Source organism: Mycobacterium sp. 1245805.9 (assembly GCF_001672915.1).
GTDB lineage: Bacteria > Actinomycetota > Actinomycetes > Mycobacteriales > Mycobacteriaceae > Mycobacterium.
This window is the reverse complement of the sequence record NZ_LZKR01000223.1, coordinates 20,633-40,479: the sequence shown is the minus strand read 5'-3', so window position 1 is coordinate 40,479 and position 19,847 is coordinate 20,633. Positions and strand designations below refer to the sequence as shown.

Genomic DNA, 19,847 nt, shown 5'->3' with positions numbered 1-19,847 from the left:
CGCGTTACAGCCCCAGGTGGTCCCGCAGCGTCGCGCCGGTGTACTCCGTGCGGAACGCGCCGCGTTCCTGTAGCACCGGCACCACCCGGTCGACGAACTCGTCGAGGCCGCGCGGCGTCAGGTGCGGCACCAGGATGAAGCCGTCGCACGCGTCGGCCTGGATGTAGGTGTCGATCTCGTCGGCGATTCGCGTCGGCGTGCCGACGAACTGCTGGCGGCTGGTGACCGCAATGACCAGCTCGCGGATCGACAGGTTCTCGGCTAAAGCGCGTTCGCGCCAGCTGCGGGCGACGGCGACCGGGTCGCCGTGCCGCACCCGGCCCTGCGTGATCGCGCTGTCGACGACCGGGTCGAAATCGGGCAGCGGGCCGTCCGGGTCATGGTCGGACAGCTCGCGGCCCCAGACCTGCTCGAGCATCGCGATCGCCGTCGCGCCGCTGACCTGTTGGTAGCGGATGTGCCGCGCCCGGTCCTGCGCCTCGGCATCGGTGTCGCCGAGGACGAACGTCGCCGCCGGAAAGACCTTGAGCTGGTTGGGATCCCGGCCATAGGACGCGGCGCGGCCCTTGACGTCGGCGTAGTAGCGCTGCCCGTCTTCCAGCGACGAGTGCAGCGTGAACAGGGCGTCGGCGTTGCGGGCGCCGAACGCGCGGCCGTCGGCGGAGTCGCCGGCCTGCAGCAGAATCGGGTGCCCCTGCGGCCCCGCCGGCAGTGTGGCGAAGCCGCGCACGTCGAACTGCGGGCCACGGTGTTCGACGCTGCGGATCCGGTCGGGGTCGGCATAGACCCCCGCCCCGACGTCGGCCAGCACGGCGCCGGCTTGCCAGCTGTCCCAGAACTGGCGGGCCACGGCGAGGAACTCCTCGGCCCGCGCGTACCGGTCGGCGTGGTCGAGGAAACCGCCGCGGCGGAAGTTGGCGCCGGTGAAGGCGTCCGACGAGGTCACCATGTTCCAGCCGGCGCGGCCGCCGGACAGGTGGTCGAGCGACGCGAATTGCCTTGCCACCTCGAAGGGTTCGTTGAAGGTGGTGTTGATGGTCCCGGTCAACCCGATCCGGTCGGTGACGCCGGCGAGCGCGGCCAGCACCGTGAAGGTGTCCGGGCGGCCCACCACGTCCAGGTCGTAGATGCGGCCGCGGTGCTCCCGCAGCCGCAGCCCCTCGGCCAGGAAGAAGAAGTCGAACAGCCCGCGTTCGGCAATGCGGGCCAGGTGCACGAACGACTCGAACTCGATCTGGCTGCCCGAACTCGGGTCGGTCCACACCGTGGTGTTGTTGACGCCCGGGAAGTGGGCGGCCAAATGAATCGGCTTGCGCTGCTTGCCCTCCCGCACGCTCATCCGCTGATTCCCCACCGCTTGGCGATCAGTTCGTGCGAGCGCAGCCGGTCGGAGTGCCGGTGGGTGACGGAGGTGACGACGAGTTCGTCTGCGCCGGTGACGCGTTGCAGCGCGGACAGCCGCTCGGCGACCTCGTCCGGATTGCCGACGAACTGCGTTTCCAGCCGGTCCTTCACCACGGGCAGCTGCTCGTCGGTGAGCGGGGGACAGTCGTCGGGATCGGGATAGGGCACCGCGCCGACTCCCGTCCGAATGGAATAGACCCAATGCCCGTAACTGGACGCCAGATGCCTTGCGGTGGCGGTGTCGTCGGCCACCACGATGTCGGCGGACACCAAGACGTAGGGCCGCGCGAAGGCGGCCGACGGGACGAACGCGGCCCGGTAGGCCTCGATGGCCTCCAGCGCGGTCGCCGGGGTGATGTGATAGCTGGCGACGAACGGCAACCCCCGCGCGCCGGCCAGCTTGGCGCTCTCCCCGCGGGTGCTGCCAAAGATCCACGGCGTCAGCCCGCTTCGCTCGCCCGGCACCGCGTGCACGTCGAAACCCTCGACCTGGTAGGTGCCGTCCAGCATCGCGATGATGTCGGCGAGTTGCTCGGCGAAGCCGGGCGCCACCGCCCCGGGCTGTTGCAGGATCCCCATGGTCGCCTGCACCCGTTCCTTGTCGAGGAGTCCGCGCAGGTCGAAGGGCAGCGGCACCACCACGCCGTCGACCTCGTGCCACTGCCGCGGCGGGCGGGACTTGGTCGACGGCGACTTCGGCTTGTACCCGGTGTCGCGTCGCTGTCCCCGGCCGACGCCCAGGTCGATGCGGCCGGGATAGAAGGCCTCGAGCATCCCGAAGCTCTCGACCACGGCGGCCGGCGTGGTGTACCCGAGCTGGATGGCGGCCGAACCCACCCGAATGCTGTTGGTGGCGGCCGCGATCTGGCCGATCAACACGGCCGTCGCCGAACTGGCCACGCCGACGAAGTGGTGCTCGGCGAGCCAGTACCGGCGATATCCCCACCGCTCGGCGCGCTGGGCCAGGTCGATGGTGTTACGCAGGGCCGTCGCGGCGTCGCAGCCCGCGCTGATCGGCGACAGATCCAGGATCGACAGCGGCACCGGGGTCATCGGTTCACCGCCGCATAGCGATTGGGCGCCACGGGCAGGCCGAGGCGGGCGCGCAGCGTTTCGCCGTCGCGATAGCCGGTGCGGAAGAGCCCGGCCCGCTGCAGCAGCGGCACCACCTCGTCGACGATGACCGGCAGGTCGGTGGCGTTGACGGCGGGGCGCAGGCGGGCGCCGTCGATGCCGAGGCGCTGCCAGTCCAGCAGCAGTTCCACCAATTCCGTTGCGCCCCCGGTGAAGACGAGCGCATCGGAGCGGAAGTCGCCCGCGCCGCCGAACGAAACCACCACATCGGCAAGGACTTTCAGGTGGGTGCCACCGGCCGCGCGCACCTCCGCGAGGATGCCCTGCACCGACGCGCCGTCCGTGGGCGTGATGAACACGACGTCGGCGCCGGCCGCGGCGAACTCGTAGGCGGGGCCGACGTGCGCCAGCGCGGCCACCACCGGCTGGCCCTGGGGCGGGCGCGGCGTGATCGAAGGGCCCTTGACCGAGAAGTACTTTCCGGCGAAGTCGATGTAGTGCAGCTTGTCCACGTCGACGTAGCGCCCGGTGCCCACGTCGCGGATGATTGCGTCGTCCTCCCAGCTGTCCCACAACCGGCGCACCACGTCGACGTACTCGACGGCCTCCTCGAAGAGGGGGACCTGGGTCACGTCGCGGCGGCCGAACAGGGCCGCCTCGTGCGCGGTGGCGCTCACCCGCGGCTGCCAGCCGGCCCGGCCGTGCGACACAAAGTCAAGCGTGGCAATGGATTTGGAGACGTGGAAGGGCTCGGTGTGGGTGACCGTGGCCACCGGGATCAGCCCGATGTGCCGGGTGGCGGGGGCGATCCGCGCCGCGACCAGGACGGCGTCGGCGCGGCCGGTCAGCCGGTCCGGATGGATCCGGGAGCTTCGCCCGATCTGTGGCATCAGGCTGTCGTCGATGGTGAGGAAGTCCAGCAGCCCGCGTTCGGCCGTGGCCGCCAGGTCGGCCCAATACCGTCCGTCCAGCACCGACGGCGCGCCGGCCGCCACTGCGGCCCGCCACGCGTGCGGGTGCCACCCGTACCCGTCGAGCGCGACGCCCAGGAGAAAGTGACCGTTCATGCCAGCCACTTTTCGAAGGCGATCGGAAGGAACGGCCCCCAGTCCGGCACCGGGTCGGCGGGGATGCGGGTGTAGCCCGTCGCGTCGTAGAGCGCCGCCGCCTCGGGTTGCCGGTTGCCGGTGATCAGATACAGCCGCCGGTACCCGCGGCCGGCGGCCTCGGCCTCCAGCGCCGCCAGCAGGGCCCGGGCGTAGCCGCGGCGCCGGTGCGCGCTGTCGGTCCAGATGCGCTTGAGCTCGGCGGTGTCGGCGTCGAAACGCCGAAACGCCCCGCCGGTGACCGGCGCCCCGTTCACCACCCCGATGAGTAGGCCGCCGTCGGGCGCCGCCAGCTCGTCCGCCGGCACGGGCAGCCAGGCCAGGTGCGCGTCCGGCGTCCCGCCGTATCGCCGCGCGTACTCGACGGCCAGCTCGGCCAGCAACGGCCGGGCCAACGGGTCGTCGTGGGTGGCCGAGACGAACTCGAGCTGGGTTTCCGTCATCACCTAACGTCTAACGCTCGTCGTCCGGAGGCATTCCGGGCCGGGTGGCGGTCACATATCGCGGGATGAGCTCGACGTCCTCGGGCCGGCCGCGCCAGTATTCGCTCATACCGAGGGCCGCGAACAACTCGACGACGTTCCGCTGGGCCGTCTCCCAGCCATGGGCCGCCAGGTATTCGGGGACGTAGCGGTATTCGCCCGCGTACGTCAGGCTGGCCAGGTCGACGTCGAGGCCGTGCCGCCGCCAACTCTCGACGAAGGCCTCCCGCGCGGCCTGCCGTTCCGGGGTCCAGCTGGCCATGTGATCGGCGGAGAAGCGGCTGCCGGGCGCGCTCGCCTCGGTGACGCCCTGCAGCAACCGGTGCTGCGCGTCGGGCGGCAGGTAGCCGACGAGCAGCTGCTCGGCGACCCAGACCGTGGGCGTCGCGGTGTCGAAACCGGCCCGCCGCAGCGCCGCGGGCCAATCTTGACGAAGGTCGACGCCGATCTCGCGGCGGTGCGCGGCCGGCCGCGCGTTCAGCCCCCGCAGCACCTCGGCCTTGAAGTCGAGGACGTCCGGCCGATCGATCTCGTACACCGTGGTGCCCGGTGGCCACCACAGCCGGTACGGCCGCGTGTCGAGGCCGGACGCCAGGATCACCACCTGGCGAATGCCGGAGCGGCCCGCGTCGGCGAGAAACTCGTCCAGGAACCTGCCGTAGGCCGCCTGGACGTAGATGAGGCCCGCCGTGATCGGGTGGCCGCCGCCGTCGTCGGCGTATCGCTCGTCGTCGATGACCTGGGTGAAGTACTGCACGCCTGCGGCGCGCACCAGCGACTCGGCGAACGGGTCGTCGAGGAGGCCCTTGTTCGTGGCCACGGCCCGGACGACGGCGTCGAACGTGGTGGTCAGGCCGTCGCCGGCGGCCGGTTTCCAGCTGGCGGGTGCCATGATCCGCTCAGGCGTTGGAGCGGCGCCGCAGGGCCAGGCCCACGGCGGCCCGCCAGCCGAGCAACAGGACCGCGGTGACCGACGCGGCGACCACCACGAAGCTGGCCGCCACGCCCGCCGAGCTGGCCTTGCGCAGCAGCATGCCGACGACCACGGTGGACAGCCAGACGATCACCCCGGTGGGGGCGACGGCGGTGGGCCGCCGCCAGGCGCGGGAAAGCAGCCACCCGACGACGGTCCCGGCCAGAAACGGCCAGGCCGTGATCGCGAGGCCGCCGAGGGTGAGCCCTTCGGCGTGGCTGCGGCGTCCGGCGGCACAGAACACCAGCACGGCGACGACGTCGACGAGCAGGTAGGCGATCCCCTGGAGCCTCCGCATGCCGCGAGACTACCGGGTGGCAGGCTGGGTCCTATGAGCACTGATGCACCTCCGGCCTTTGACCGGGACGACCCGCTGGGCCTGGACGCCTCCCTGTCCGGCGACGAGCTCGCGGTGCGCGACACCGTGCGAAAGTTCTGCGCCGAGCACGTCCTCCCCTACATCGGCGAGTGGTTCGAGATCGGCGACCTTCCGGTCCGCCAGCTGGCCAAGCAGTTCGGCCAGCTCGGGCTGCTCGGCATGCATCTGCACGGCTATGGCTGCGGCGGCGCATCGGCCGTGCACTACGGCCTGGCGTGTACCGAGCTAGAGGCCGCCGACTCGGGCATCCGGTCAATGGTCTCCGTGCAGGGGTCGCTGGCGATGTTCGCGATCTGGAAGTTCGGCTCCGAGGAGCAAAAGCAGCAGTGGCTGCCCGGCATGGCCGCCGGCGAACTGCTGGGCTGTTTCGGGCTGACCGAACCCGACGTCGGAAGCGATCCGGCCGCGATGAAAACCCGTGCGCGGCAAGATGGTTCGGACTGGGTGCTGAACGGGCGAAAGTTGTGGATCACCAACGGCTCGGTCGCCGACGTGGCGATCGTGTGGGCCGCGACCGACGACGGGATCCGCGGCTTCATCGTGCCCACCAAAACGCCGGGCTTCACCGCCAACACCATCCACCACAAGTTGTCGCTGCGGGCGTCGATCACCAGCGAGCTGGTGCTCGACGACGTGCGGCTGCCCGCGGACGCGATGCTGCCCGAGGCGACGGGGTTGCGCGGCCCGCTGTCGTGCCTGTCGGAGGCCCGCTACGGCATCATCTGGGGATCGATGGGGGCGGCGCGGTCGGCCTGGCAGTCCGCGCTGGACTACGCCACGCAGCGCACCCAGTTCGGCCGCCCGATCGCCGGATTCCAACTGACGCAGGCCAAACTCGTAGACATGGCCGTCGAACTGCACAAGGGGCAGCTGCTGTCGCTGCACCTCGGCCGCCTCAAGGACGGCGCCGGCCTGCGCCCCGAACAGGTCAGCTTCGGCAAGCTCAACAACACCCGCGAGGCGATCAAGATCTGCCGGACCGCGCGAACCATATTGGGCGGCAACGGGATATCGCTGGAATACCCCGTCATCCGGCACATGGTCAACCTGGAATCGGTGCTGACTTACGAGGGCACACCGGAGATGCACCAGCTCGTCCTCGGCCAGGCGTTCACCGGCAGCGACGCGTTCCGCTGAGAGGAGTACCGCTATGAGATCTGTCCTGTACCGGATCGGCGTCCTGGCCGCCGCCTGCGGAGTGGCCCTGTCGGCCCCCGTCGCCGCCGCCGATCCCGTCACGCTGCCCGCGCTGACGTCCGGTGGCGGCGGACCGATCATCGGCGGGGGCAACAACTCCGGGATCGCGCAGCAGCTGACCGGCCTCGGCAACCCGAATGTCCAGGAGGTCGACGGCTCGGACGCGGCCCAGTTCATCACGGCCGCCGCCGCGCTCAGCAATCCCCAGCTCGCCGCCCCGTTCGGGCTGCTCAAGCGGGCGCTGGCCTGCCAGACCAACAACGCGGGATTCGGGGCGCGCGCCTACCGGCGCAACGACGGGCTGTGGGGTGGCGCGATGCTCGTCGCCGCCAAGAGCGCCACCCCCAACGTCGACGCCCTGAACGCCTGCGCCAAGACCAATTGGCGCAAGCCCACCACGGGTTCGGACACGGCCGCGTGCAACAGCGGCTGGACGACACCCAATTCCTACGACAGCCGACGCAGCAACGCGGAGGCCTATTACATCTTCCTCGCCGGCACCAACGACGACTTCTGCAACCAACTCAACGGGAAGTACAAGACCAACGCCGCGGCGTGGCCTTTCTGAAACCCGTCGGACAAGGACCACGCAAGGATTAGGCAAGGCGCCTGCCAGACCCTGTGCATCAACGGAACACCCAGACACCGGAGATGCCGGGAAAGGACAAGGCCATGATAATCACAAAGCTCGCGCTGCTCGTCCCGGCGACCGTGGCGGTAACCATCGGCCTCGCGGCCACCGCTCACGCGGATGACAGCTACGACTTCCAGTCCCCGTCGGGCAACATCGGCTGTTCGATGACGGCGAAGGCTGCCTCGTGCGAGATCAAGGACTACACGTGGTTCATCCCGCGCCCCCCGGACTACCAGTTGGGTGGGCGGGGCAACGTCTTCCTTCTCGGCCAGGGCAGTGCACCGATCGCGGGTATCTGGCACTCGGATTACCAGTTCCCCGACGGCTCGCCGACGCTCGACTACGGCCAGCGGCGGGTCGTCGGCACCATCACCTGCGACAGCGAGCCATCGGGGGTGACGTGCAGCGACGGCAGCACCGGTCACTTCTTCCGGGTGTCGCGCGATTCCTACCAAGTCGGCTAGCGCCGGCCGATAGGACATAGGGTGGTGATGGGCCGCGGGGACCACGACACGAAGGGGTAGGCATGTCGCGCCATCACGTCGTCATCATCGGAAGCGGTTTCGGGGGGCTGAATGCGGCCAAGGCGCTCAAACGGGCCGACGTCGACGTCACCCTGATCTCGAAGACGACCACTCACCTGTTCCAGCCGCTGCTCTATCAGGTGGCCACCGGCATTTTGTCCGAAGGCGAGATCGCGCCCGCCACCAGGCTGATCCTGCAGCGGCAGAAAAACGTGCGGGTGCTGCTGGGTGAGGTCTACGCCATCGACCTCAAGGCCAATACCGTCACGTCGAAGTTGATGGGCATGGAGACCGTGACGCCGTTCGACAGCCTGATCGTGGCCGCCGGCGCCCAGCAGTCCTACTTCGGCAACGACCAGTTCGCGACGTACGCCCCGGGCATGAAGACCATCGACGACGCCCTCGAGCTGCGCGGCCGCATCCTCGGCGCGTTCGAGGCCGCCGAGGTCACCGACGATCCCGCCGAGCGGAAACGCCGCCTGACCTTCGTTGTCGTCGGCGCCGGACCCACCGGCGTCGAGGTGGCCGGACAGATCAAGGAACTCGCGCACCGAACCCTCAAGCAGGCGTTTCGGACCATCGAGCCCCGCGACTGCAGGGTGATCCTGCTCGACGCCGCGCCCGCGGTGTTGCCGCCGATGGGCGAGAAGCTAGGCCTGAAAGCGCAACGGCGGTTGGAGAAGATGGGCGTCGAAGTCCAGCTCAACGCGATGGTCGACGACGTGGACTACATGGGCCTCACGATCAAAGAGAAGGACGGCACCAAGCGCCGCATCGAATGCGCGTGCAAGGTGTGGGCGGCCGGCGTGCAGGCCAGCCCGCTGGGCAAGATGATCGCCGAACAGTCCGACGGCACCGAAACCGACCGGGCCGGACGGGTGATCGTCGAGCCCGACCTGACCGTCAAGGGACACCCGAACGTCTTCGTCGTCGGCGACCTGATGTCGGTGGCCGGCGTGCCCGGCATGGCCCAGGGTGCGATTCAGGGCGCACGCTATGCCACCGACCGCATCAAAAACATAGTCAAAGGCACCGACGACCCGGCAAATCGCAAGCCCTTCAACTACTTTGACAAGGGCAGCATGGCCACCATCTCCCGATTCAGCGCGGTTGCGCAGGTGGGCAAGCTGGAATTCGGCGGCTTCATCGCCTGGCTGGCCTGGCTGGGCCTCCACCTGCTCTACCTCGTCGGCTTCAAGAACCGGTTCACCACCGTCGTGGCCTGGTTCATCACCTTCCTGGGCGACGGCCGGAGCCAAATGGCAATCACCACGCAGATGATCTACGCCAGGGTGGTTACCCAGAACTGGATGGAAGTGCAAGAAGCGCTGACCCAAGCCGAACAAGCCGAACAACAAGCAGCCGGCTAGCTCAGGGCCTGATCGATATCGGCGATCAGGTCGTCGGTGCCCTCCAGCCCGACCGAGATGCGAACCACGTTGTCGCCCAGCCCGATCGCTGCGCGCCCCTCCGGGCCCATGGCGCGGTGCGTTGTGGTCGCCGGATGGGTGATGAGTGATTTGGCGTCGCCCAGGTTGTTGGAGATGTCGATCAGGCGCAGCTTGTCCAGCACCTCGAAAGCCCTTTGCTTGGCTTTACTTTCGATGCAATCGAGCGCGAAGGTGATCACCGTCCCACCGCCGGTCATCTGGCGCTTCGCCAGGTCGTATTGCGGATGCGACGTCAGGTAGGGGTAGCGCACCCAGCTCACCGCCGGATGGGTCTCGAGGAACTCCGCGATGCGCTGCGCGGACGCGTTACTGTGTTCGACCCGGACCGCCAGCGTCTCAAGGCCTTTGAGTAACACCCAGGCGTTGAAGGCACTCATCGCCGGGCCGGTGTGCCGCATCAACTTCTGCACCGGGCCGTCGATGTACTCCTTGTCGCCCAGGATGGCGCCGCCCAGCACCCGGCCCTGACCGTCGATGTGCTTGGTTCCCGAGTACACCACCACGTCCACCCCGAGCGGGAAGCCCTGCTGCAGCAGGGGTGTGGCAAAGACGTTGTCCAGCACGACTTTCGCGCCCGCCGCGTGCGAAAGTTCGGTCACGGCGGCGATGTCGACCAGCGACTGCATCGGATTGGACGGCGTCTCGAAGAACACCGCCTGCGTCGGAACCGACAGCGCCTCCTCCCACTGCGACAGGTCGTCGCCGTCGACGAAGACCGTCTCGACCCCCCACCGCGGCAGGATCTCGTTGCACACCACGAAGCAGGACCCGAACAGGCTGCGCGCCGCGACCAGCCGATCACCGGCGGCCAGCAGCGCGCCCAGCGAGGTGAACACCGCGGCCATGCCGCTCGCGGTGGCGAACGCCGCGGGCGCCCCCTCGATCAGGCGCAGCCGCTCCTCGAACATCGTCACGGTCGGGTTGCCGTAGCGCGAGTAGACAAAGTGGTCCAGCTCGCCGGTGAACGACTGCTCGGCGACGGCCGCCGACTCGTAGACGTAGCCGGAGGTCAGGAACATCGCCTCGGCGGTCTCCTCGAAACCTGACCGCAGCAGGCCGCCGCGCACGCCGATGGTGGCCTGGCTGACGCCGTCGGGCAGCGCCTTGGGCGTGCGGACCGACTGGTCGTCGGTCATCCTTGCCTCCAGGGCAATCCGAGCGCGCGCCAACCGTTTCCACCGCGATGCCCGCTGGCGTCGAGCTGGCCCTCGAAGCCGTCCAGCACGTTGTAGGCCGGAGTCAGGCCCACCTGCGTCGCCACCTCGGCCGCGCCGATGGAACGGTTGCCTGAGCGGCACAGGAATATCACGGGCCGCTCGTCGTCCGCGGGTGGGACGTGACTCTTCAGCTCGTCGGCGAAGTTCGCGTTGGGCACGCCGTTGGCGGTGACCCACTCGATGTACACCACGTCGCGGCCCAGGCTCGACAGGTCGGGCACGCCGACGAACCGCCATTCGGCGTCGGTGCGGACGTCGACCAGCACCGCGTGGGGATTGTCGCTGAGCAGCTTCCATGCCTCGAGCGGGGTGATGTCTCCTGCGTATGCGCGTGCTTGCCCGGTGCTCATGGGTGTTTACCTCGTCCTTCGCCAACTTTGTGAGCCACAATATCCGCGCCCAACCGAGGCGCTCTTGTCGTCACCGGTGGTGCCGGCCGCTTCGTCATCCGAGCCACCCACGAGCGTGGGGTTGGCGTGCCATCCAGTCGGAGCTTGGCGACGGCATCTCATGAAGCAAGTTCAATCTACAACGGCCGAGCTGCCCAGGTATCGCGCAGCAGAGTCCTTGCAGGTGAAAGCCGCTTTTCCAGAAATCCGGCCCCGTGACACCTACCAAAAGCCCACTCAGTGGGCGTGCGGTTCGCCGCCTATGGCGCGGCTTTTACGGTCGTAGGCGTGAGTCCACCCCCGCATTTCGCCCAGGTCGTGATTATCGGTGCCGGGCCGGCCGGGATCGCTGCCGCCCTGAGCCTGAAGGACAAGGGAATTCGGCCATTGCTCGTCGATCGAGCCGATGCGGTGGGGGCGTCCTGGCGCAATCGGTATGACCGGCTCAGACTCAACACCGGTCGACAATTTTCCCACCTGCCCGGGCGGCAATACCCGAAAGGCACTCCGCTCTATCCGACTCGCGACCAAGTCGTCGCGCACCTTGACCGGCATGCGCGCGAGGATGGCATCGAGCTCGGGCTCAACACCGCGGTTGAACGCATCGACCGACGGTCCCCGGGATGGCGATTGACAACGTCGAACGGGGACATCGACGCCCGAGTCGTCGTGGTTGCAACGGGTTACGAGCACACGCCCTTCATCCCGGACTGGCCGGGCGTCTTCGCCGGTGAGCTACTGCACTCAAACCGTTACAGAGACCCGGCGCCGTACGCTCACAAGCACGTGCTGGTTGTCGGCTCCGGATCGTCGGGCATGGAAATCGCCCACGATCTGAGCACAGGCGCAGCGAGCAAGGTGTGGCTGTCAGTGCGAACTCCACCAAACATCCTGCCGCGCAAAGGGCCTGGGGGACTGCCCAACGACGTGGTATCCATTCCACTGTTCCACCTGCCCCCGCGGATTGCCGACCGGATCGTGGCCACCGCGCGCCGCCGCGCGTTCGGCGATCTCGGAGCATTGGGCCTGCCCGTGCCCGATGAGGGGCCCTTCTCGAAAGCGCATCGGCTGCACGCCGCGCCAACGGTCGTCGACCCCGAGGTTGTCGACGCAGTGCGCGACGGGTCCGTCGAGGTGGTTGGGGCGGTCACCGCGCTGGAGGGTGCCAAGGTGGCGCTGGCCGACGGTGCGCGGATCCAGCCCGACGTGATGATCTGCGCGACTGGGTATCGGCCGGGGCTGCAGCCGTTGGTCGGACACTTGGGAGTGCTCACACCCGATGGCGTACCGATTAGGTTGTCGCCGTTACCTGCCGCCGATGGCCTGTACTTCCATGGCCTGCTGAGCCGCCCCGCGCTAATTGGCTACCTGGCCAAACAATCACGAAAGCTGGCCAAGCGCGTTTCGCAAGACTGCCAACCGCTGTACCGCATCCCGTTGGCCCGCGGCGTCGCCTGAGATGCCGTGACACACATAGGAGAAACATGTCATCCCAAATCACGGACTGGGAAAGCGCTTACCGCGAGCAGGGGGAATTCGAGGGGCCGCCGCCGTGGAACATCGGTGAGCCGCAACCGGAGTTGGCGGCGCTGATCGCGGCCGGAAAGTTTCGCAGCGACGTGCTCGACGCCGGATGCGGGTTCGCCGAACTGTCGCTGGCACTGGCCGCGCGGGGCCACAACGTTGTCGGCATCGACCTCGCGCCCACCGCCATCGCGGCCGCCACCAAGGCGGCCGCCGAACGCGGCCTGACCACCGCCAGCTTCGTGCAGGCCGACATCACGTCCTTCACCGGCTACCCGCCCGGTTCGGAAGAGCGCTTCTCGACCATCGCGGACTCGACCCTGTTCCACTCGCTGCCAGTCGAGGAGCGCGACGGCTACCTGCGCTCGATCCACCGCGCGGCGGCGCCCGGCGCCGGCTATTTCGTGCTGGTGTTCGCCAAGGGCGCCCTGCCCGTGGACTTCGAGCCCAAGCCGAACGAGGTCGACGAGGACGAACTTCGCGCCGCGGTGAGCAAGTACTGGGAGATCGACGAGATCCGGCCCGCCTACATCCACGCGAACATTCCCCCGGCCGCGGACGGACCGCCCGAATTTCGCCAGCGCGACCGCGACGAGAAGGGCCGGATCAAGCTGCCGGCCTACCTGCTGACGGCGCACAAGGCCGGCTGACACTGCCGGTCGTCGCGCCTGGAGCCGATGGTGGACCAATCTCGCGGGGTCATCAAGAGCGCATTTGAGCTGCTAGATCACCTGGCTGCGTTGGAACCGGCGCGGCTGCTGGACTTGGCTAACGCAAGCGGGATGCCCCGGGAAACGGTCCGCCGACTGCTGCAGCAATTGATCGCCGTTGGGGCGGTCAGTCGCGACGGCCCCCGCTATCGGCTCGGTGCGAGCCTGCTGGGTCTGGGCGCGCAAGTAAGCTCGGAGCGTCGGTTGCGGGCGGCCGCCCGGCGGCCGATCGCCGAACTGGCGTCCGCCACCGGGGCTGCCGTGCACTTGTCCGCGCTGATCGGCGGCGAGGCGGTATACCTCGACGAAATCAGCGCTCGGATTCCGGTGGAATTCACAGCCAAACCCGGGGCTCGGGTGCCGCCCGGCACGGCGACCGCGCGGGCCTATGCCGAATTAGGCCGAGCCGCACCCATAGTGGACGCCGCCGAGGTGCTGCCGGATCTCAGCTGTGTTGCCATCGCAATTCCTCTCGGCGACAACACCACGGCCGTCGTGTCGACGGTCATCGCCGGACGACGCCCACCGCTCGGACTGCTGGCGGCTACGAGGGCCACGGGTCTGCGCATCGCCAGCCTTCTTCATACACCGTGAATCGGTGATCAACCCACTCAGTAGGCATCGATTGGCCTCTTGTCGCGCGGATTCTTAACGTCAAGCCCGTGACAGCCCCGACCCCGGCGAACGATGGCTCAGCAGACGATCCTCCGGAAGCGGTCGAGATGCCGCTGACCCCGCTGGAGTGCGAAATCAACATAGGTTCAAAACAATTCGTGGTGACCGCACGCACAATCAGGACGATCCGGCCGGCGCGTCGGCTGCGCCTCGCCAAGTTCGTGGGAAACACCCGCCGGGATAACGCTACGGAAAGAAGCTCCAATGGTTTTCGCGCGTGAGGTTGCGGACTATGTCGTGGTAGGTGCGGGATCGACCGGCAGTGTCGTGGCGCGAAGGTTGCTCGAGGCTGGCCGCAGCGTGCACGTCATCGAGGCCGGCCTGGCCGATATCGACCCCGCGATTCACTCATTGCAGGGCTGGCCAACGCTATTTGGCGGCCCACAGGACTGGGGAGTATTCACCACCCCACAGCAGCATGCCAACAATCGCAGGCTGTTTTGGCCTCGGGGCAAAGTCCTGGGCGGCAGCAGCTCATTGAACGGAATGATCTACATACGCGGGCACGCCAGTGACTACGAGCGTTGGGCGCAGGCGACCGGTGACCCCAGTTGGGGCTGGGATCGGGTGTTGCCGTTGTTCAAGCGCTCTGAGGCACATGAACTGGGCGGCGACGAGTACCACGGCGCCAGCGGACCGTTACCGGTGACCCCGATCTCCGATCCGCACCCACTGTCCGAAGCATTCATCGAGGCGGCATTGGACCTCGGACACAAATGGATCGACGATTTCAACGCCGAAGAGATGGTCGGCGTCGGATACAACCACATCACCGCGTTCCGCGGCCGACGGATGAGTGCATGGAAGAGCTTTGTCGCGCCGATGCAGGCTCATCCCCGGTTGACGGTGACCACCGGCGCCCTCGTCCACCGGGTGCTCCTGGAGAAGGGCCGAGCCGTGGGGGTCACGTATTCACAAGAAGCCCAACCGCTTCGGCGCGCGTACGCCCTCGCGGAGGTCATCCTCAGCGCAGGCGTCCTGGGCTCACCAAAACTATTGCTGCTCAGCGGGATCGGGCCGAGTGCACACCTGCAATCCGTCGGTATTCCCACCATGGTGGACCTGCCCGCCGTCGGAGAGAACCTGCACGATCATCTGTTGGTCAGCAATATCTATGAGGCCAAGGAGCCTTTGACGGTCGGGACCAACAATCTGCTCGAGGCGCAGCTCTACGCGCGCAGCACCGGGTGGCACGGCGCTGCACCGAATTTGCAGCCGCTGTTCATCCACATTCCCTACGCCGCGGGCGGCGGCCCGGCGCCCGAGCACGGGTATACGATCGCCGCGGGACTGGTGGCACCGAAGGCGCGGGGGACCCTGCGGCTGGCCTCCGCCGACCCGAGCGACCCGCCGCTGGCTGATCCCAACGTTTTAGCCGACAACACCGATCTCGAAGCGATGGTTGATGCGGTCGAAATCTGCCGCGACATCGGAGCCTCAGCGACTTTCATGCCGTGGCGCAAGGCCGAAGTCGCTCCGGGACCCGCAGCCACAACCCGAAACGCCTTGCGCGCCTTCGTCAGGCAGGCGGTGGGCACATACCACCATCAGGTCGGCACCTGCAAGATGGGCGCCGCAGACGACCCGGATGCCGTTGTCGGGCCCGATCTTCGAGTGCGCGGCGTCGACCGGCTGCGCGTCGCAGATGCCTCGATCATGCCCACCATCACCACCGGCAACACCAACGCGCCCTCCATCATGATCGGCGAGCACGCAGCTGATCTGCTGCTGGGCGGCGACAGCTTTGCTCGGCGCGTCGAGCGATGACCATCGACCCAGGGAGTTCCATGCCAACTGATGTCCGCGGCGAGCGGCTGCAACGTCGCATCGCCGAATTGTCTACGACCGACCCGCAGTTCGCTGCCGCGATGCCGAGCGAGACGATCGCCGCGGCGCTCGAGCAGCCTGCTCTCCGACTTGCGCAGATCGTTCGCACGGCGTTGGAGGGTTACGCGGATCGACCGGCAATGGGTCAGCGGGCGTTCGAGTTTGTCAGCGACGCCGCTACCAGACGCACATCGGTGCGGCTGCTGCCGCACTTCGACACGATCACCTACCGGCAGCTGGGCGAGCGCATCGACGCGCTCGCCCGCGCATGGGCCGACGATGGGGTGTCTGCCGGCGATCGCGTCTGCATTCTCGGTTTCACCAGCGTCGACTACGTCACTATCGACGTGGCGCTGGGTCAGGTCGGTGCCGTGTCGGTGCCGTTGCAGACCAGCGCGACGATCAACCAACTGCTGCCGATCGTGACCGAGACCGAACCGTCCGCTATCGCGGCCGGCGTCGATTACCTTCCCAACGCCGTCGAGTTGATCCTGAGCGGACCGGCACCGGCCAAGCTGGTCGTGTTCGACTACCACCCCGAGGTCGACGACGAGCGCGAGGCCGTCGACGCCGCCCGGGCGCGGCTGGCCGGCACCGCCGTCACCGTCGAGGCCCTGGCCGACGTTCTCGAGCGCGGCAAATCGCTGCCCGACGCGCCACTGCCGGCGCCGTGCGACGAGGACCCGCTGGCGTTGTTGCTCTACACCTCCGGCAGCACCGGCGCGCCCAAGGGCGCGATATACCGGGAAAGCGCCGTTGTCAAGATGTGGCAATGGTCGACCCGCAAATTCGTTGGGGCGAGTGCCGCGTCGATCACGCTGAACTTCATGCCGATGAGCCACGGGATGGCTCGCTTCGTGGTGTACGAGACGCTCGGTAACGGCGGCACAGCGTATTTCGCCGCCAAGAGCGACCTCTCGACGCTGCTGGAGGACCTCGAGCTGGTCCGGCCCACCGAGCTGATCTTCGTGCCGCGGATCTGGGAGACCATCTACGGCGAGTACCAGCGTCGGGTCGACCGCGGGGCCGACGAGGCCGAGGTGATGGACGAGCTGCGCAACCACCTGCTGGGCGGGCGGTTCATCTTCGCGATAACGGGCTCGGCGCCCACCTCCCCCGACCTGAGGAACTGGGTGGAGTCGCTGCTCGAGATGCACCTGCTGGACGGCTACGGCGCCACCGAGGCCGGGATGGTCCTGTTCGACGGCGTGGTGCAGCGCCCGCCGATCATCGACTACAAGCTGGTCGACGTCCCGGAACTGGGCTATTTCTCCACCGACCGGCCGTACCCGCGCGGTGAGCTGCTGCTCAAGACCAACAACATGTTCCCCGGCTACTACAAGCGGCCCGAGGTGACCGCGGGCGTGTTCGACGAGGACGGCTATTACCGGACTGGCGACGTGTTCGCCGAGGTCGCCCCCGACAAGCTGGTCTACGTCGATCGCCGCAACAACGTGCTCAAGCTCGCGCAGGGCGAATTCGTCACCCTGGCCAAGCTGGAGGCGGTGTTCGGCAACAGCCCGCTGGTGCGCCAGATCTACGTCTACGGCAACAGCGCACAGCCCTACCTGTTGGCGGTGGTGGTGCCCACCGGGCACGCCCTTGAGCGCTACCCGTTCGACGAGCTCAAGCCGCTGATCGCCGGTTCGCTGCAGAACGTCGCCAGGGAGGCCGGGCTGCAGTCTTATGAGGTGCCGCGCGACTTCCTCATCGAGACAACGCCTTTCAGTCTGGAAAACGGTCTGCTCACTGATGCCGGCAAGCTGGCGTGGCCGAAGCTGAAGCAGCACTACGGCGAGCGGCTCGAACAGCTCTACGCCGAGCTGGCCCAAAGCCAGGCCAACGAGCTGGCCGAGCTGCGCCGCAGCGGCGCCGACGCGCCGGTGCTACAGACACTCAGCCGCGCCGCGGCCGCCCTGCTGGGCACCGCCACCAGCGAGGTGTCCCCCCACGCCCACTTCACCGACCTGGGCGGAGACTCGTTGTCGGCGTTGACCTTCGGCAACCTGCTGCGCGAGATCTTCGACGTCGACGTGCCCGTCGGGGTGATCGTCAGCCCGGCCAACGACCTGGCCGCCATCGCCACCTACATCGAGGGCGAGCGCAAGGGCACCAAGCGGCCCAGCTTCGCCTCGGTGCACGGGCGCGACGCGACCGAGGTGCACGCCGCCGAGCTGACGCTGGACAAGTTCCTGGAGGCCTCGACGCTGGCGGGCGCGCCCGAGCTGCCCAAGCCCACCTCCGAGGTGCGCACCGTATTGCTCACCGGCGCCACCGGTTTCCTGGGCCGCTACCTGGCCCTGGAATGGCTGGAGCGCATGGACCTAGTGGATGGCACCGTGATCGCGTTGGTGCGCGCCCGCTCCGATGAGGAGGCCCGCGCCCGGCTGGACAAGACCTTCGACGGTGGTGAGTTTCAAGGCGACCCCCACCTGCTGGCCCACTACCAGGCGCTGGCCGCCGACCACCTCGAGGTGCTGGCCGGCGACAAGGGCGAAGCCGACCTCGGTTTGGACGCCCAGACCTGGCAGCGGCTAGCCGACACCGTCGATGCGATCGTCGACCCCGCCGCCCTGGTCAACCACGTGCTGCCCTACAGCGAACTGTTCGGCCCCAACGCCCTGGGCACCGCCGAGCTCATCCGGCTCGCGCTGACCACCAAGATCAAGCCCTACACCTACGTCTCCACGATCGGGGTGGGCGACCAGATCCAGCCCGGCAAGTTCACCGAGGACGCCGACATCCGCCAGATCAGCCCCACCCGGGCGATCAACGACAGCTACGCCAACGGCTACGGCAACAGCAAGTGGGCCGGCGAGGTGCTGCTGCGCGAGGCCCACGACCTGTGCGGGCTACCCGTCGCGGTGTTCCGCTGCGACATGATCCTGGCCGACACCACCTACGCCGGCCAGCTCAACGTCCCGGACATGTTCACCCGGATGATGCTCAGCCTGGCCGCGACCGGGATCGCGCCCGCCTCGTTCTACGAGCGCGACGCCGACGGCCACCGGCAGCGCGCCCACTACGACGGGCTGCCCGTGGAGTTCATCGCCGAGGCCATCTCCACCCTTGGCGCCCAGAGCGCGGATGGCTTCCGCACCTTCCACGTGATGAACCCCTACGACGACGGCATCGGGATGGACCAGTTCGTCGACTGGCTCATCGAGGCGGGCTGCGCCATCCGGCGAGTCGACGACTACGGCGACTGGCTGCAGCGCTTCGAAACCAGCCTGCGCGGGCTGCCCGAAAAGCAGCGCAACGCCTCACTGCTGCCGCTGCTGCACAACTACCAGAAGCCCCAGCAGCCGATCAACGGCTCGATGGCACCCACCGAGCAGTTCCGCGCCGCGGTGCGGGAGGCGAAAATCGGCCCGGACAAGGACATTCCGCACGTCTCGCCGCAGATCATCGCCAAGTACGTCAGCGACCTGCAACTACTCGGGCTGCTCTGACAAAATCAGGGCTCGCGGTGGGCAAGAGTTTTTGTTCTCGACATTCGGCATAGTTTGCTGTGTTTGCGTGTTGAACCCTGCGATGTGGTGACGGTGGTGCGCGCATCAGAGCATAAAGGGGTCGACGGTGGACCAATGTGAGTTGGATCGATTGACCGGTGGTGTAGCCAGCGGTAAATGTGCGGACGGGGCGTTTCACAACGACGGTCGGGCGGTAATCGAGAGCGCATTTGAACTGTTGGACCTCGTGGGTGCGTTGGAGCCGGTGCGGTTGATCGATTTGGCGAACGCGAGCGGGATCCCCCGGGAGACCGTCCGTCGGCTGCTGAAGCAGTTGATCGCCGTCGGGGCGGTCAGTCGCGAAGGCCCCCGCTATCGGCTCGGCCCGAGCCTGCTGGGCCTGGCCGCGCGAGTGAGCTCGGAGCGGCGACTGCGGGCGGCCGCCCGTCGGCCGATCGCCGAACTCGCAACCGCTACCGGTGCCGCGGTGCAGTTATCCGCGATGATCGGCGGTGAGCCGGTGTACCTCGAATCGGTGGACGCTCGGATTCCGTTGGGAGTGAGCGCCCAGCCTGGGACCCCGGTACCACCCAGATGCGCGGCTGCGCGGGCCCACACCGAATTGGGCTATACCGCACCGATAGTGGACGCAGGCGAGCTGAGAGCAGATATGAGCTGTGTCGCGGTAGCGATTCCGCTGGGCAACGGCGCTGTGGCAGCCCTGTCGACGATCGTCGCGGCACCGCGACCACCGCTCGGACTGCTCGCTGCCACCAGAGCCACCGGCGCGCGTATCACCGGGCTCCTTCATACACCATGAATTGGTGAT

Annotated in this window: 19 protein-coding genes and 1 riboswitch; of the genes, 11 read left to right on the top strand and 8 right to left on the bottom strand. The window is 67.9% G+C overall.

Annotated elements, in window-relative coordinates; translation table 11 throughout:
* Window positions 1-4 precede the first annotated feature (4 nt).
* The 6 genes from A9X00_RS28865 to A9X00_RS28840 are packed head-to-tail and all read right to left on the bottom strand — an operon-like array spanning window position 5 to window position 5,337.
* Entirely contained in the window at window positions 5-1,339 is a 1,335-nt protein-coding gene (locus tag A9X00_RS28865) for an NtaA/DmoA family FMN-dependent monooxygenase (RefSeq protein ID WP_067161713.1), read from the bottom strand.
* Complete coding sequence (locus A9X00_RS28860; RefSeq protein WP_067161708.1) at window positions 1,336-2,457, bottom strand: LLM class flavin-dependent oxidoreductase; 1,122 nt, start codon at window positions 2,455-2,457, stop codon at window positions 1,336-1,338. The genes A9X00_RS28865 and A9X00_RS28860 overlap by 4 nt, the downstream gene beginning before the upstream one ends.
* Entirely contained in the window at window positions 2,454-3,545 is a 1,092-nt protein-coding gene (locus tag A9X00_RS28855) for an LLM class flavin-dependent oxidoreductase (RefSeq protein WP_067161705.1), read from the bottom strand. The genes A9X00_RS28860 and A9X00_RS28855 overlap by 4 nt, the downstream gene beginning before the upstream one ends.
* A complete protein-coding gene (locus tag A9X00_RS28850) occupies window positions 3,542-4,027 on the bottom strand; it encodes a GNAT family N-acetyltransferase (protein WP_067161702.1) in 486 nt (161 codons plus the stop codon). The genes A9X00_RS28855 and A9X00_RS28850 overlap by 4 nt, the downstream gene beginning before the upstream one ends.
* A gap of 10 nt (window positions 4,028-4,037) precedes the next feature.
* A complete protein-coding gene (locus tag A9X00_RS28845; RefSeq protein WP_067161699.1) occupies window positions 4,038-4,958 on the bottom strand; it encodes an SAM-dependent methyltransferase in 921 nt (306 codons plus the stop codon).
* A gap of 7 nt (window positions 4,959-4,965) precedes the next feature.
* Complete coding sequence (locus A9X00_RS28840; protein ID WP_067161695.1) at window positions 4,966-5,337, bottom strand: DUF3054 domain-containing protein; 372 nt, start codon at window positions 5,335-5,337, stop codon at window positions 4,966-4,968.
* Between the two features lie 33 nt (window positions 5,338-5,370).
* Between A9X00_RS28840 and A9X00_RS28835 the strand changes: the two genes are divergently transcribed.
* The 4 genes from A9X00_RS28835 to A9X00_RS28820 all read left to right on the top strand — a co-directional run bounded on the left by A9X00_RS28835 (window position 5,371) and on the right by A9X00_RS28820 (window position 9,143).
* On the top strand, window positions 5,371-6,555 hold the full coding sequence (locus tag A9X00_RS28835) for an acyl-CoA dehydrogenase (RefSeq protein ID WP_067161692.1): 1,185 nt from the start codon (window positions 5,371-5,373) through the stop codon (window positions 6,553-6,555).
* A 13-nt stretch (window positions 6,556-6,568) separates the two neighbouring features.
* Complete coding sequence (locus A9X00_RS28830) at window positions 6,569-7,183, top strand: hypothetical protein (RefSeq protein WP_067161689.1); 615 nt, start codon at window positions 6,569-6,571, stop codon at window positions 7,181-7,183.
* A 104-nt stretch (window positions 7,184-7,287) separates the two neighbouring features.
* Window positions 7,288-7,713: a hypothetical protein gene (locus A9X00_RS28825; RefSeq protein ID WP_156772351.1), complete on the top strand. Its 426-nt coding sequence runs from the start codon at window positions 7,288-7,290 to the stop codon at window positions 7,711-7,713.
* Window positions 7,714-7,775: 62 nt separating this feature from the next.
* Window positions 7,776-9,143, top strand: a complete 1,368-nt coding sequence (locus A9X00_RS28820) for an NAD(P)/FAD-dependent oxidoreductase (RefSeq protein ID WP_067161686.1) — start codon at window positions 7,776-7,778, stop codon at window positions 9,141-9,143.
* On the opposite strand, the gene A9X00_RS28815 is transcribed toward A9X00_RS28820, so the two are convergent.
* Window positions 9,140-10,360 carry an O-succinylhomoserine sulfhydrylase gene (locus A9X00_RS28815; RefSeq protein ID WP_067161683.1) on the bottom strand — a complete coding sequence of 407 codons (1,221 nt, stop codon included), beginning with the start codon at window positions 10,358-10,360 and terminating at the stop codon, window positions 9,140-9,142. The genes A9X00_RS28820 and A9X00_RS28815 overlap by 4 nt on opposite strands.
* Window positions 10,357-10,791, bottom strand: coding sequence for a rhodanese-like domain-containing protein (locus tag A9X00_RS28810; RefSeq protein ID WP_067161680.1), 435 nt, complete (start codon window positions 10,789-10,791; stop codon window positions 10,357-10,359). Before A9X00_RS28810 ends, A9X00_RS28815 begins: the two co-directional genes overlap by 4 nt.
* 55 nt (window positions 10,792-10,846) lie before the next feature.
* Window positions 10,847-10,957, bottom strand: a riboswitch (SAM riboswitch).
* Between the two features lie 161 nt (window positions 10,958-11,118).
* Between A9X00_RS28810 and A9X00_RS28805 the strand changes: the two genes are divergently transcribed.
* The 7 genes from A9X00_RS28805 to A9X00_RS28780 all read left to right on the top strand — a co-directional run bounded on the left by A9X00_RS28805 (window position 11,119) and on the right by A9X00_RS28780 (window position 19,838).
* A complete protein-coding gene (locus A9X00_RS28805; protein WP_067161676.1) occupies window positions 11,119-12,288 on the top strand; it encodes an NAD(P)/FAD-dependent oxidoreductase in 1,170 nt (389 codons plus the stop codon).
* 26 nt (window positions 12,289-12,314) lie between these two features.
* The gene (locus A9X00_RS28800; protein WP_067161674.1) at window positions 12,315-13,004 is read left to right on the top strand and encodes a class I SAM-dependent methyltransferase; all 690 of its coding nucleotides are present in this window, start codon (window positions 12,315-12,317) and stop codon (window positions 13,002-13,004) included.
* A gap of 30 nt (window positions 13,005-13,034) precedes the next feature.
* Window positions 13,035-13,658, top strand: coding sequence for a helix-turn-helix domain-containing protein (locus A9X00_RS28795; protein WP_197515306.1), 624 nt, complete (start codon window positions 13,035-13,037; stop codon window positions 13,656-13,658).
* A 68-nt stretch (window positions 13,659-13,726) separates the two neighbouring features.
* Entirely contained in the window at window positions 13,727-13,960 is a 234-nt protein-coding gene (locus A9X00_RS31055) for a hypothetical protein (RefSeq protein ID WP_156772350.1), read from the top strand.
* Window positions 13,944-15,506 carry a GMC family oxidoreductase gene (locus tag A9X00_RS28790; protein ID WP_067161668.1) on the top strand — a complete coding sequence of 521 codons (1,563 nt, stop codon included), beginning with the start codon at window positions 13,944-13,946 and terminating at the stop codon, window positions 15,504-15,506. The genes A9X00_RS31055 and A9X00_RS28790 overlap by 17 nt, the downstream gene beginning before the upstream one ends.
* 20 nt (window positions 15,507-15,526) lie before the next feature.
* A complete protein-coding gene (car, locus tag A9X00_RS28785) occupies window positions 15,527-19,018 on the top strand; it encodes a carboxylic acid reductase (RefSeq protein ID WP_067161665.1) in 3,492 nt (1,163 codons plus the stop codon).
* Between the two features lie 127 nt (window positions 19,019-19,145).
* Window positions 19,146-19,838, top strand: a complete 693-nt coding sequence (locus tag A9X00_RS28780) for a helix-turn-helix domain-containing protein (RefSeq protein WP_067161662.1) — start codon at window positions 19,146-19,148, stop codon at window positions 19,836-19,838.
* Window positions 19,839-19,847 lie beyond the last annotated feature (9 nt).

Bases quoted from the DNA above. Each gene is read 5' to 3' on its own strand.
- A9X00_RS28865 (WP_067161713.1), bottom strand. From the start codon at position 1,339: ATGAGCGTGCGGGAGGGCAAGCAGCGCAAGCCGATTCATTTGGCCGCC.
- A9X00_RS28860 (WP_067161708.1), bottom strand. From the start codon at position 2,457: ATGACCCCGGTGCCGCTGTCGATCCTGGATCTGTCGCCGATCAGCGCG.
- A9X00_RS28855 (WP_067161705.1), bottom strand. From the start codon at position 3,545: ATGAACGGTCACTTTCTCCTGGGCGTCGCGCTCGACGGGTACGGGTGG.
- A9X00_RS28850 (WP_067161702.1), bottom strand. From the start codon at position 4,027: ATGACGGAAACCCAGCTCGAGTTCGTCTCGGCCACCCACGACGACCCG.
- A9X00_RS28845 (WP_067161699.1), bottom strand. From the start codon at position 4,958: ATGGCACCCGCCAGCTGGAAACCGGCCGCCGGCGACGGCCTGACCACC.
- A9X00_RS28840 (WP_067161695.1), bottom strand. From the start codon at position 5,337: ATGCGGAGGCTCCAGGGGATCGCCTACCTGCTCGTCGACGTCGTCGCC.
- A9X00_RS28835 (WP_067161692.1), top strand. From the start codon at position 5,371: ATGAGCACTGATGCACCTCCGGCCTTTGACCGGGACGACCCGCTGGGC.
- A9X00_RS28830 (WP_067161689.1), top strand. From the start codon at position 6,569: ATGAGATCTGTCCTGTACCGGATCGGCGTCCTGGCCGCCGCCTGCGGA.
- A9X00_RS28825 (WP_156772351.1), top strand. From the start codon at position 7,288: ATGATAATCACAAAGCTCGCGCTGCTCGTCCCGGCGACCGTGGCGGTA.
- A9X00_RS28820 (WP_067161686.1), top strand. From the start codon at position 7,776: ATGTCGCGCCATCACGTCGTCATCATCGGAAGCGGTTTCGGGGGGCTG.
- A9X00_RS28815 (WP_067161683.1), bottom strand. From the start codon at position 10,360: ATGACCGACGACCAGTCGGTCCGCACGCCCAAGGCGCTGCCCGACGGC.
- A9X00_RS28810 (WP_067161680.1), bottom strand. From the start codon at position 10,791: ATGAGCACCGGGCAAGCACGCGCATACGCAGGAGACATCACCCCGCTC.
- A9X00_RS28800 (WP_067161674.1), top strand. From the start codon at position 12,315: ATGTCATCCCAAATCACGGACTGGGAAAGCGCTTACCGCGAGCAGGGG.
- A9X00_RS28790 (WP_067161668.1), top strand. From the start codon at position 13,944: ATGGTTTTCGCGCGTGAGGTTGCGGACTATGTCGTGGTAGGTGCGGGA.
- car (WP_067161665.1), top strand. From the start codon at position 15,527: ATGCCAACTGATGTCCGCGGCGAGCGGCTGCAACGTCGCATCGCCGAA.